The following is a 12323-nucleotide window of genomic DNA, read 5'->3' as shown; positions in this document are numbered from 1 at the left end:
TCCGAGAACATTCCAGTGTGCGATCCGCTTGATCGCACACTGGAATGTAGACGTCTCAGGCCCGGCTGGCGTTGGTCTCGTACTCGCGCAAAGCCGCCGCGAAGTCCGGGCGGACCCGCACCAGCAGGCGCGTGCCGTCCTCGACGTGCTCCTCTTCGAGTACTTCGCCGTCCGCGTGCGCTCGCGCGACCAGCTCGCCGCGCGTGTAGGGCACGAGGACCTCGACGGTGACCTCCGGCCGCGGCAGGCGGTCGGCGATCACCTCGACGAGCTCCGCGATGCCCGCTCCGGTCCGCGCCGAGACCGGCACCGAGCCGGCCAGCGCGTGCCGCAGCCGGGCGAGGCTGACCTCGTCGGACGCGTCGATCTTGTTGATCACCAGCAGCTCCGGCGGGAGCGGCTCCTTGCGCTTGCGCGTGATCTCGCCGAGCACCTCGCGCACCGCGCTGACCTGCTCCTCCGGCGCCGGGTCGGACCCGTCGACCACGTGCACCAGCAGATCCGCGTCCGCGGCCTCTTCGAGCGTCGAGCGGAACGCGTCCACCAGCTGGTGCGGCAGGTGCCGCACGAACCCGACGGTGTCGGTCAGCGTGTAGCCGCGCCCGTCCGCGGTCTGCGCGCGCCGCGTGGTCGGGTCGAGGGTGGCGAACAGCGCGTCCTCCACCAGCACCCCGGCCCCGGTCAGCGCGTTGAGCAGGCTCGACTTGCCGGCGTTGGTGTAGCCGACGATCGCCACGCTGGGCACCTCGTTGGCCAGCCGCCGCCCGCGCTTGGTCTCGCGGATGGTGTCCATGGCGGCGATCTCGCGACGCAGCTTCGCCACGCGCTTGTTGATCCGCCGCCGGTCGGTCTCGAGCTTGGTCTCACCGGGACCGCGCAGGCCCACGCCGCCGTTCGCGCCACCCGCGCGGCCACCGGCCTGCCGGGACAGCGACGCACCCCACCCGCGCAGGCGCGGGATCAGGTACTGCAGCTGGGCCAGCTCGACCTGCGCCTTGCCCTCCTTGGACCGGGCGTGCTGGGCGAAGATGTCGAGGATCAGGGCGGTCCGGTCGATGACCTTGACCTTGACCTTCTCCTCGAGCTGCCGCAGCTGGCCCGGCGAGAGCTCGCCGTCGCAGATCACGGTGTCGGCGCCGGTGGACCCGACGATGTCCCGCAGCTCCTTGACCTTGCCCGAGCCGATATAGGTGGCCGGGTCCGGCTTGGGCCGCCGCTGGATGAGGCCTTCGAGGACTTCGGAGCCCGCCGTCTCGGCCAGGCGCGCCAGCTCGGCCAGCGACGCCTCGGACTGCAGGGCCGTGCCCTCGGTCCACACGCCGACCAGCACGACGCGTTCCAGCCGCAGTTGCCGGTACTCGACCTCGGTGACGTCCTCGAGCTCCGTGGACAGTCCCCTGACCCGGCGCAGTGACGCCCGGTCCTCGAGCTCCATCTCGCCTGTCGACGGGTCTCCGTCGTACAGGTCGTCGTCGTGGTCTTCGGTGTGTGTCAGTTCTGTCATCGTGCCTCCATGTTCCCACGATTCGCCGCGGGAACCGAACTTTTACGTGCTGGGATAGGTGGCGAGGTAGATCGCGGTGCGCTCCGCGCCGGGACGGCGGGGGCGGGCGCGGAACTCCTCGAGCAGCGATTCGAGCCGGTCTTGCAGCTCTTCGCGCTCCTCAGGGGCCACCTGGACGACGAGGCGCGTCTGCTGCACGTCCTCGAACCCGGTTTCGGCGATCTCGGCCAGATAGGCCTCGAGCACCGCCTGTTTCACACCCTGATCACCGCATGAGTCGAGTGTCCAGGAAAGCCCCGTCGAAAGATACGGAATTTCCTTCGCGCCCCGGGCTCCGCGGCGCGGCGGCTGCGCGGCCAGGAAACCGGTTTCGACGAGCTTGCGCACGTGGTGCAGGGTCGTCGCCGGGTCCCGCCCGAGCCGCTCGGCGAGCTCCTTGTTCGTCAGCGCCTCCGAGAAGGTCAACCGGATGATGCGCAGCCGTATTCCGGAGGCCAGCGCGGCGGCCTCGGCTTCGGTCGCGGCGCGTCGTTTCTCAGAAGGCACGCGCACAGCCTAGAGCGAACAGTGATTGACACTTTCCAATCACTCGCGCCAGACTCGATCCCATGCCCAGGGGGTCATCACTCTTCTTCCACGCCGACTTCAGGCGGCTGTGGGCCGGCGACACGGCCAGCCAGTTCGGCACGTTCGTCGGCAACACCGCCGTCCCGCTGCTCGCCGCCGTGACACTGGCCGCGACGCCGTTCGAGATGGGCCTGCTGACCGCGGCCGAAACACTCGCGTTCCTGCTGCTGGGGCTGCCGGCCGGGGTGTGGGTCGACCGGCTGCGCCGCCGCCGGGTCATGCTCACCGCCGACTTCACGCGCTTCACGCTGCTGCTGAGCGTGCCGATCGCCTGGTGGGCCGGTGTGCTGACGCTCGCGCAGCTGCTGGTCGTCGTGCTGCTCGTGGGCATCGCGACGCTGTTCTTCGACATCGCCTACCAGTCGTACCTGCCCTCGCTCGTCGGCCGGGAGCACCTGCTGGAGGGCAACGCCAAGCTGCAGGCCGTCCAGTCGGTCGCGCAGATCGCCGGGCCGAGCGCCGCCGGTGTGCTGGTCCAGCTGGTCAACGCCGCCAGCACCGTGCTGATCACCGGCCTCGGCTACCTGACGTCGGCGTTGTTCCTGCTGCGCATCCGCGCGAGAGAACCCGAGCCGGACCGCCGCGCCCACGCCCGGCTGCTCCCGCAGATCGGGGAAGGACTCAGGTTCGTCTTCTCCGACAAGCCACTGCGGGCGATCGTGGGCACGACGGGCACGGCGAACTTCTTCGGTGGCGCCTTCAACGCCGTGTACGTGCTGTTCCTGACGCGAACCGTCGGGCTGGCGCCGGCCGCGGTCGGCATCCTGCTGGCGGTCGGCGGCGCCGGCGGCATCCTCGGCGCGCTCTGCTCCGGTGCGCTCACCCGCCGGATCGGCCAGGCGCGGGCCATCTGGCTGGTTCCGCTGTGCGCGTTGCCCGGCCACCTGCTGCTCCCGCTCGCCGCGCCGGGCTGGCGGCTCGGGCTCGCCGGGTTCGGCGCGGCCGTCGGCTGGTTCGGGATCATCATCTACAACGTCGCGGCGGTCTCCTACCGCCAGGCGATCTGCCCGGACCGGCTGCTCGGCCGGATGAACGCCAGCGTGCGGTTCGTCGTCTGGGGCGTGATCCCGCTCGGCGGGCTGCTGGGCGGCGCGCTCGGCGAAGGGCTCGGGCTGCGCGGCGCGCTGTGGGTCGCGGTCACCGGCGAAGCCGCCGCGGTGCTCTGGGTGGTCTGCTCGCCGTTGCGGCGCATGCGCGATCTGCCGACCGAGGCGAAAGCCGGTTCTCCGGCCGCCTAGAGTTGCTTCATGAGTACCCCATACGAGCGCCCGAGAGTCCCGGACAAGGTCGGTGTCGACGGTCTGGAGGCCAAGTGGGTACCCGTATGGGAATCCACCGGCGCCTACCGCTTCGACCGCACGAAAACCCGCGACGAGGTCTACTCGATCGACACCCCGCCGCCGACGGTCAGCGGGTCGCTGCACATCGGGCACGTCTTCTCCTACACCCACACCGACGTCCTCGCGCGGTTCAAGCGGATGCGCGGGCTCGAGGTGTTCTACCCGATGGGCTGGGACGACAACGGCCTGCCGACCGAACGCCGGGTGCAGAACCACTTCGGCGTCCGCTGCGAGCCTTCGCTGCCCTACGACCCGGACTTCCGGCCGCCGGAGAAGCCGGGCAAGGACGTCGTGGCGATTTCGCGCCGGAACTTCGTCGAGCTGTGCGAGACCCTGACCGAGACCGACGAGAAGGTCTTCGAGGAGCTGTGGCGGCGGCTCGGGCTGTCGGTCGACTGGACGATGACCTACCAGACGATCGGGCACGACTCGCGGCTGATCTCACAGCGCGCGTTCCTGCGCAACCTCGCCCGCGGCGAGGCCTACCAGGCCGAAGCGCCGACGCTCTGGGACGTCACCTTCCGGACGGCGGTGGCGCAGGCCGAGCTGGAAGACCGCGAACGCCCGGGCGCGTTCCACGACCTCGCGTTCACCGGTCCCGACGGCGCCGACGTCGTGATCGCGACGACGCGGCCGGAGCTGCTGCCCGCGTGCGTCGCGCTGGTCGCGCACCCGGACGACGAGCGGTTCAAGCCACTCTTCGGGAAAACGGTGCGGACGCCGGTGTTCGGCGTCGAGGTGCCTGTGGTGGCGCACCACCTGGCGGATCCGGAGAAGTGCCGCGGCATCGCGATGGTGTGCACCTTCGGCGACACCACCGACGTCACATGGTGGCGGGAGCTGCGCTTGGCGACGCGGGTGGTACTGGGCCGCGACGGCCGGTTCCTGCCCGACGCGCCGCACGGCGTGTCGGCCGAGGCGTATGCGCCGCTGGTGGGCAAGACTGTCCACACGGGACGCGAGATCATGGTCCGCCTGCTGCGCGAAGGCGGTGCCCTGCACGGAGACCCGCGGCCGATCACGCACTCGGTGAAGTTCTACGAAAAGGGCGACAAGCCCTTGGAGATCGTCGCGAGCCGGCAGTGGTACCTGCGCAACGGCGGGAACGACGAGGCGTTCCGGGCGCGCATGCTGGCCCGGGGCGAGGAACTGAACTGGGTGCCGAAGCACATGAAGGTGCGCTATTCGTCGTGGGTCGAGAACCTGGCCGGCGACTGGCTGGTCAGCCGTCAGCGGTTCTTCGGCGTGCCGATCCCGTTGTGGTACCGGCTCGACGCGCACGGCGAGCCGGACTACGACGCGCGGCTGCTGCCGGACGACTTGCCGGTCGACCCGAGCAGCGACGTCCCGCCCGGCTTCAGCGAAGAACAGCGAGGTGTCCCGGGTGGGTTCGTCGCCGAAGCCGACGTGATGGACACGTGGGCGACGTCGTCGCTCACGCCGCAGATCGTCGGCCGGTGGAGCCTCGACGACGACCTGTTCGAGCGGGTTTTCCCGATGGACCTGCGGCCGCAGGCGCACGAGATCATCCGCACCTGGCTGTTCTCGACGGCGGTGCGCGCGGAGCTGGAGCACGGCGTGCTGCCGTGGCGGGAGGCGTCGATCGCGGGCTGGGTGCTCGACCCGGACCGCAAGAAGATGTCGAAGTCCAAGGGCAACGTGACGACGCCGGTGGACCTGCTGGAGCGCTTCGGCTCGGACGCGGTCCGCTACTGGGCGGCGAGCGCGCGCCCCGGCGTCGACACGGCGGTGGACGAAGGCCAGATGAAGGTCGGCCGCCGGCTGGCGACGAAGCTGCTCAACGCGAGCCGGTTCGTGCTGGGCCTCGGTGTGCCGTCTCCGTCTGCCGTGGCGATCGAGCCACTGGATCAGGCGCTGCTGGCGTCGCTGGCCGTCGTCGTCGAGCAGGCGACGGCGGCGTTGGAGGCGCTGGACTACGCGCGGGCGCTGCAGGTGACGGAGACGTTCTTCTGGACGTTCTGCGACGACTACGTCGAGCTGGTGAAGGGCCGCGCGTACGGCGACAGCGGTCCCGAAGGAGCTTCGTCGGCCCAGGCGGCGCTGGTGACGGCGTTGTCGGCGGTGCTGCGGCTGTTCGCGCCGTTCCTGCCGTTCGCGACCGAGGAGGTCTGGTCGTGGTGGCAGCGGGGATCGGTGCACCGGGCTTCCTGGCCCACGGTGGCGGCGTCCGACGGTGATCCGGAGCTGCTGACGCTGGCGGGCGAGGTGATCGCGGCGGTGCGCCGGGCGAAGACGGACGCGAAGGTGTCGATGCGCTCGGCGGTGGAGACGCTGACGGTGACCGGCCCGCCCGAGGTGCTGGCGCGGTTCACGGCGATCGAGCCGGACATCCGCGTCGCCGGGACGATCGCTTCGGTGGAGACACGGGAAGGCGACTTCGCGCTCCAAGCGAAGGTCGGCGCCCCGGCCTAGCGCCCCAATGTGGCCTTGGGTGCGTCAGACGCACCCAATGTGGCCTTCGGTGCGTCTGACGCACCGAAGGCCACATTGGGGCGCTTGAGCCGGGGTGTCAGGAACCGGCGGCGGCCCACCAGGCTTCGTCGAGCTCGCCGCGCGCCACGATCTCCGCGGGGCCCGACAGCGTCGAATCGCCGCGGGACACCGTCACCTCGACGCGGCCGCCGGGAACGTCCACCGTGGACGCTCCCGTGTCCGTGCCCGCCAGGTGCAGCGCCGCCGCCACCGCGGCCACCGTGCCCGTTCCGCACGCCCGGGTCTCCCCCACCCCGCGCTCGTGCACGCGCATCCGCAGCGCCCCCTCGCCGAGGCGGTTGACGAACTCGAGGTTCACCCCGTGCGGGAAGACGTCGTGGTCGAAGTCGGGCTGGTCGCGCAGGTCGAGCTCCGCGACGTCGTCGTCGAGCAGCGACACCAGGTGCGGGTTGCCGACGTTCACCGCCACGCCGGAAAACGGCCGGCCGGCCACCACCGTCACCGAGGTGCCGGTGATCGCGGCCGGTCCCATCCGGACCGTCACCGAGCGATCCGGGTGCACCACCACCGGGCGGTCGCCGGCGCGGGTGCCGATGACGAACTCGCCCTCGGTCTCCAGGCCCGATTCGACGAGGTAGCGGGCGAACACGCGGGTGCCGTTGCCGCACATCTCGGCGATCGACCCGTCGGCGTTGCGGTAGTCCATGAACCACTCGCCCGCGGACGGGATGTCCAGCGCCGCGGCGCGGACGACGCGCAGCACGCCGTCGGCCCCGAGGCCGCGGTGGCGGTCGCACAGCGCGGCGACCCTCGCCTCGGTCAGGTCGAGGCGGCCCGCCGCGTCGGGGAGCAGCACGAAGTCGTTCTGCGTGCCGTGCCCCTTGAGGAACTCGATTCCGCCCATAGGGGCAGATTACCGCCCCAGGGTATCCAGGACGCGGTCGGCCAGCCCGGCCTCCGCGCCGTCGTACCAGTGGATCCGCTGGTCGCGCCGGAACCATGACCGTTGCTTCCGGACGAAGCGCCGCGTGGCCTGCGCCGTCGCCGCGGCGGCCGCGTCGAAGTCGCCTTCGCCGTCCAGCTCGGCGAGCACCTGCTGGTAGCCCAGCGCCCGCGACGCCGTCTTCCCTTCGCGCAGGCCCTCCTTCACGAGTCCGCGGACTTCGTCGACCAGTCCGGCCTCGAACATCCGCCGGACGCGCTCGTTCACGCGCTCGTCGAGCTCCTCCGGCAGCCGGTCGATGCCGATCACGACCGTGCCGTAGCGGGCCGGGCCGGGCTTCGGCAGGTTCGCCGAGAAGGGCTCGCCGGTGATCTCGATGACCTCGAGCGCGCGCACGATCCGGCGGGTGTTCGTCGGGAGGATCGCGGCCGCGGCGACCGGATCGCGTTCACCCAAGCGGGCGTACAACGCGGGGGTGCCGAGCGAGACCGCCTCCGCGTCCAGCCGGGCGCGCACGGCGGGGTCGGTGCCCGGGAACCGCAGGTCGTCGAGCACGGCTTGGACGTAGAGACCGGACCCGCCGGTCAGCACCGGCACCTTGCCGGCGGCCAGGAGCCGCTCGATCTCGGCGCGCGCGTCGCGCTGGTAGGCCGCGACGGACGCCGTCTCGGTCACGTCCAGGACGTCGAGGAGGTGGTGCGGGACGCCGCGGCGCTCGGCGCCGGTGGCCTTGGCGGTGCCGATGTCCATTCCCCGGTAGAGCTGCAGCGCGTCGGCGTTGACGACCTCGCCGCCCAGCTCCAGGGCCAGCTCCACGGCCAGCGCGGTCTTGCCGGTGGCCGTCGGCCCGACCACCGCCACGGGACGGGGTCCGGACGTGCTGCTCACGGCGGCTGACGATACCTGCGGGCCGATCGAGAGCGTCCACCGGAAGTAGGATCACGAGCTTCGAGTGGCCCATCCGGTACCACGGTGCGCGCTGAGCTGCTTGAATGCCGCGTGGGGCCGTAGCATCCGAGCACGGCCCGTGACGACCGCACTACCCGGCCCCGCTTCCGCGGCGGGGCGCCCGCACCAGCGGGCGTACAGGCGATAAGGAGCCTGCGATGGCCCAGGAGAACACTTCCACCGGTACCCCGGCCCCGCACCCGGTGCCGCACGCGCTGCACGCCGGGCACGCCGCCCCGCCCGTGCCGCTCGCCGAGACCACCCCGTCCACCTGGGGCCGCATCGACGAAGAGGGCACCGTCTACGTCATCACCGCCGAGGGTGAACGCGCGGTCGGCGTCTGGCAGGCGGGCAGCCCCGACGAGGGCCTGGTGCACTACGCCCGCCGCTTCGACGACCTGCGCACCGAGGTCGAGCTGCTGGAGACCCGGCTGGCTTCCGGGGCCGGCGACCCGAAGCACGCGCTGTCGAGCGCCACCCAGATCCGGGACGGCCTGGCCGAAGCCGCGGTGGTCGGCGACCTGGCCGCGCTCGCCGCGCGGCTGGAGTACGTCATCGGGCACGCCGAGAAAGCGCTGGCCAGCGCGAAGCAGGAGCGAGAGGTGGCCCGCGCGGCCGCCGTCGCCCGGAAGCAGGAGCTGGCCGAAGAAGCCGAGAAGATCGCCGCCGACTCCACCCAGTGGAAGGCGGCGGGCGACCGGCTGCGCGCGATCCTCGACGAGTGGAAGACGGTCAAGGGCGTCGACCGCAAGACCGACGACGAGCTGTGGAAGCGGTTCTCGAAGGCCCGGGAAGGGTTCAACCGCCGTCGCGGGTCGCACTTCGCGGAGCTGGACAAGCAGCGCGCCTCGGCCAAGACGCGCAAGGAAGAGCTCATCGCCGAGGCCGAGGCCATCAGCGAGTCCGAGGACTGGGGCGAGACCGCGGGCCGCTACAAGGACCTGATGACCGAGTGGAAGGCCGCCGGCCGCGCGCCCAAGGACAGCGACGAAGCGCTGTGGCAGCGGTTCCGCGCGGCGCAGGACAAGTTCTTCGCCCGCCGGTCGGCGGTGTTCTCCGAGCGTGACGCGGAGTTCACGCAGAACGCGACCCGCAAGGAAGAGCTGCTGGTCGAGGCCGAGAAGATCGACGCGGCCGCGAACCTGGAAGCCGCGAAGAACGCGCTGCGCAAGATCCAGGAGCAGTGGGACGAGATCGGCAAGGTCCCGCGCGAGCGGATCCGCGAGCTCGACGGCCGGCTGAAGGCGGTCCAGGACGCGGTGAAGTCGGCCGAGGACTCCCGGTGGCGCCGCACGGACCCGGAGGCGCAGGCCCGCGCCGCGCAGTTCCGCGAGCGCGTGGCCCAGTTCGAGAGCCAGGCGGAGAAGGCGCGTGCCGCCGGGGACGAGCGGCGGGCCAAGAAGGCCGACGAGCAGGCGGCGCAGTGGCGCGAGTGGCTGCAGGCGGCGGAGGCGGCGATCGCGGATCGCTGAGTCCGGCCCGGCTTGTCCACAGCGGCACCGTGATGTGGACAAGCCGGCCGCCCGGCGCTGGTTTTCGGTGGTTCCGTCGGTGGGTGCCGATACGCTGGTAGCGGGGTCGCCCCCCAGGGAGGGCGGGGGCCGCGTCGGCGAGGGCGAGTAGCACGACTGGATCGCCTCGGCGGCCGCGGCCCGAACGTCTTGAATGACTCATTCATGTCCTCCGACGAGGGGAATGAGTCATTCACGACACCGCAACCACGCCTCCGAAGACGCACCGCCCACCCGAAACCCGAGCCGGCGCCGACCCGACGCACCGGGAGGACGGGGCCGACCAAGTCGCCCGACCTGCCTGCCCCGGCGTAGGTCGACGGGCGTAGTGCCTTGGGCAACGTCTTGAATGAGTCATTCAAGACCTCGCAAGACCTGAAGGACTCTTCAGGACATTCGAATTCGGCTGCGGCGGTCGAGGCGGCGCTCTGTCGAGACGGAGGCGGAGACGGCTTTGCCCGCACCCTGCCAGGGAGGGCGGGGGCCGCTCGGCAAGCGGACGGTTAACGCGTCACCCGAAGCGGTGTGACGCGCTCCCCGGCCGGGGGTTTCCGGGCGCTTTCCCGCCCCGCCGGTGCTCCACTTCGATCATGAGCAAGACATCGAACCTCGTGTCCGCACTGGTCATCGCCTGCACCGTCGCGCTCGCCGCCCCGACCGTCGCGCTGGCGGCCACCGGCCCTGCCCACGCCGCCGTCCAAGGCAAGAAGCACAAGGCCAAGGTCGAGGCCAAAGCCGACAAGAGCCGCGTCAAGGTCGGTGAAGAGACGAAGATCAAGGGCACGTTCGCCGACCTCGGCGGGCAGGAGAGCGTCGCCGGCGGCGAACCGGTGATCGTGCAGCAGCTGCAGGCCGGCGTCTGGGTCAACCTCAGCACCGGCACCTGCCGGCCGAACGGGAACTTCGTGTTCAGCCTCAGCTTCAGCCTGCGCGCCACCCTGAGCCTGCGCGTCTACCACCCGGAGACCGACCTCTACGTCAGCGCGGTCTCCAGCGTGTTCAGCGTCGTGGTGGTCTAGTTCCGCGAGAACGCCGTCCGCATCCACGACACCGCGAGGCAGATCATCGCGATCCAGGCGATGATCAGGCCGTACCCGGGTCCGCCGCCCGCGGCTCCGCTGGCGTGCGACGACTGCTGCGACCAGATCGCCAGCAGCCCGTCCACCGAAGCGAACCAGCCGCCGGCGGCGCACACCCAGGCCAGCCACCAGCGGCGCGTCACCAGCGCCAGTGCCGACGCGAGGATGCCGACGGCGGTCGACGTCGCCGCGAACAGCTGCGGGATGCCGCCGCCCTCGCCGGCCAGCACCTGCCAGCCCGCGTGGTCGCCGACCCACGGCAGGAGCAGGCAGATCAGCAGCACGAACGCGAACACGGCGATGGTGAACCCGCGCCGGCCCAGCTCCACCGTGCGCGACGCGCGGTCGCCCACCTCGTCGATCTCGGCGGCCAGCTCGGCCAGCTCGCCGTTGCCCTTGGACTCGGTCACAGCGCACACCCGCTCACCGGCTCCGGCTGGGCGGCCGGCGCACCGAAGCCCGGCAAGCCCAGCGTGACGCCGCTCGTCTTCGGCCGGAGCCCCGCCTCCGCGTTGTCGCCGGCCCGCGTCCGCCGGTGGGACAGCAGGTCGCCGTCGGCGACCAGGTGGTGCGGGGCACCGTAGGTCACGACCGTCTCGACGACGTCGCCGGGGCGGACGCCTCGGTCCACCGCCGCACCGGACGGCGTGAAGTGCACCAGGCGGCCGTCACGGGCGCGGCCGCTCATCCGGTGCGTCTCGGCGTCCTTGCGGCCCTCGCCCGCGGCGACGAGCAGCTCGACCCGGCGGCCGACGATCTTCTTGTTCTCTTCCCAGGAGATCGCGTTCTGCAGTTCGACCAGGCGCTCGTAGCGCTCCTGCACGACGGCCTTGGGCAGCTGGTCCGGCATCGTCGCGGCCGGCGTGCCGGGGCGGATCGAGTACTGGAAGGTGAACGCGCTGGAGAAGCGGGCCTGCGCCACGACGTCCAGGGTCGCCTGGAAGTCCTCCTCCGTCTCGCCGGGGAAGCCGACGATGATGTCGGTGGTGATGGCCGCGTCCGGCATCGCCGCGCGGACCTCGTCGAGGATCTTCAGGAAGCGCGCCGAGCGGTAGGACCGCTTCATCTCGCGCAGCACCCGGTCGGACCCGGACTGCAGCGGCATGTGCAGTTGGTGGCAGACGTTCGGCGTCTCGGCCATGGCCTCGATGACGTCGGAGGTGAACGCGGCCGGGTGCGGCGAAGTGAACCGCACGCGCTCCAGGCCGTCGATGGCGCCGGTCGCGCGCAGCAGCTTCCCGAAGGCCAGCCGGTCGCCGAATTCGACGCCGTAGGAGTTCACGTTCTGGCCGAGCAGCGTGACTTCGAGCACGCCCTCGGCGACGAGCGCCTCGACCTCGGCGAGGATCTCGCCGGGCCGCCGGTCGCGTTCCTTGCCGCGCAGGGCGGGCACGATGCAGAAGGTGCAGGTGTTGTTGCACCCGACCGAAACCGACACCCAGCTCGCGTAGGACGATTCGCGGCGCGCGGGCAGCGTGGAGGGGAAGGTCTCGAGCGATTCGAGGATCTCCACCTCGGCCTCGGCGTTGTGCCGGGCGCGCTCCAGCAGCGTCGGCAGCGAGCCGATGTTGTGCGTCCCGAAGACGACGTCGACCCAGGGCGCCCGCTTGACGATCTCCCCGCGGTCCTTCTGCGCGAGGCACCCGCCGACGGCGATCTGCATGTTCGGGTTGGCGATCTTGTCCGGCCGCAGGTGGCCCAGGGTGCCGTAGAGCTTGTTGTCCGCGTTCTCCCGGACGGCACAGGTGTTGAACACGATGAGGTCGGGCTTGGCCCCGTCTTCGACAGGGGCGTACCCGGCTTCCTCGAGCTGCCCGGCGAGCCGCTCCGAGTCGTGCACGTTCATCTGGCAGCCGAAGGTGCGGATCTGGTACGCCCTGGGTGCCTGTGTCTCGGTCATCACCGATCAGGGTAGAC

Annotated in this window: 10 protein-coding genes; 4 read left to right on the top strand and 6 right to left on the bottom strand. The window is 71.2% G+C overall.

Annotated features, from left to right (window positions below):
• Positions 1 to 55 precede the first annotated feature (55 nt).
• Positions 56 to 1504: a GTPase HflX gene (gene hflX, locus ACZ4TR_RS24320; RefSeq protein ID WP_364529197.1), complete on the bottom strand. Its 1449-nt coding sequence runs from the start codon at positions 1502 to 1504 to the stop codon at positions 56 to 58.
• 42 nt (positions 1505 to 1546) lie between these two features.
• A complete protein-coding gene (locus tag ACZ4TR_RS24315) occupies positions 1547 to 2050 on the bottom strand; it encodes an ArsR/SmtB family transcription factor (protein ID WP_364529209.1) in 504 nt (167 codons plus the stop codon).
• A gap of 62 nt (positions 2051 to 2112) precedes the next feature.
• On the opposite strand from ACZ4TR_RS24315, the gene ACZ4TR_RS24310 reads away from it, so the two are divergent.
• Positions 2113 to 3369: an MFS transporter gene (locus ACZ4TR_RS24310; protein ID WP_465289150.1), complete on the top strand. Its 1257-nt coding sequence runs from the start codon at positions 2113 to 2115 to the stop codon at positions 3367 to 3369.
• Positions 3370 to 3378: 9 nt separating this feature from the next.
• The gene (valS, locus tag ACZ4TR_RS24305; protein WP_465289149.1) at positions 3379 to 5904 is read left to right on the top strand and encodes a valine--tRNA ligase; all 2526 of its coding nucleotides are present in this window, start codon (positions 3379 to 3381) and stop codon (positions 5902 to 5904) included.
• A 97-nt stretch (positions 5905 to 6001) separates the two neighbouring features.
• Here the strand turns inward: valS and dapF are convergent, their stop codons facing one another.
• Both dapF and miaA read right to left on the bottom strand, forming a co-directional pair.
• Positions 6002 to 6829 (bottom strand): diaminopimelate epimerase, encoded by an 828-nt coding sequence (gene dapF, locus ACZ4TR_RS24300; protein WP_465289148.1) that lies wholly within the window; start codon positions 6827 to 6829, stop codon positions 6002 to 6004.
• Positions 6830 to 6838: 9 nt separating this feature from the next.
• Positions 6839 to 7756: a tRNA (adenosine(37)-N6)-dimethylallyltransferase MiaA gene (gene miaA, locus ACZ4TR_RS24295; protein ID WP_465289147.1), complete on the bottom strand. Its 918-nt coding sequence runs from the start codon at positions 7754 to 7756 to the stop codon at positions 6839 to 6841.
• A gap of 218 nt (positions 7757 to 7974) precedes the next feature.
• Here miaA and ACZ4TR_RS24290 point away from each other — a divergent pair, with 218 nt between their 5' ends.
• Positions 7975 to 9288 (top strand): DUF349 domain-containing protein, encoded by a 1314-nt coding sequence (locus ACZ4TR_RS24290; protein ID WP_364522618.1) that lies wholly within the window; start codon positions 7975 to 7977, stop codon positions 9286 to 9288.
• Positions 9289 to 9917: 629 nt separating this feature from the next.
• Positions 9918 to 10346 (top strand): hypothetical protein, encoded by a 429-nt coding sequence (locus tag ACZ4TR_RS24285; protein WP_465289146.1) that lies wholly within the window; start codon positions 9918 to 9920, stop codon positions 10344 to 10346.
• Here the strand turns inward: ACZ4TR_RS24285 and ACZ4TR_RS24280 are convergent.
• Both ACZ4TR_RS24280 and miaB read right to left on the bottom strand, forming a co-directional pair.
• Positions 10343 to 10816: an Rv2732c family membrane protein gene (locus ACZ4TR_RS24280; RefSeq protein WP_364522622.1), complete on the bottom strand. Its 474-nt coding sequence runs from the start codon at positions 10814 to 10816 to the stop codon at positions 10343 to 10345. The genes ACZ4TR_RS24285 and ACZ4TR_RS24280 overlap by 4 nt on opposite strands.
• The gene (miaB, locus tag ACZ4TR_RS24275) at positions 10813 to 12306 is read right to left on the bottom strand and encodes a tRNA (N6-isopentenyl adenosine(37)-C2)-methylthiotransferase MiaB (RefSeq protein WP_465289145.1); all 1494 of its coding nucleotides are present in this window, start codon (positions 12304 to 12306) and stop codon (positions 10813 to 10815) included. The genes ACZ4TR_RS24280 and miaB overlap by 4 nt, the downstream gene beginning before the upstream one ends.
• Between the last annotated feature and the right edge of the window lie 17 nt (positions 12307 to 12323).

It is taken from the genome of Amycolatopsis sp. NPDC028719 (assembly GCF_055565395.1).
This window is presented reverse-complemented; position numbering and strand designations above follow the sequence as displayed.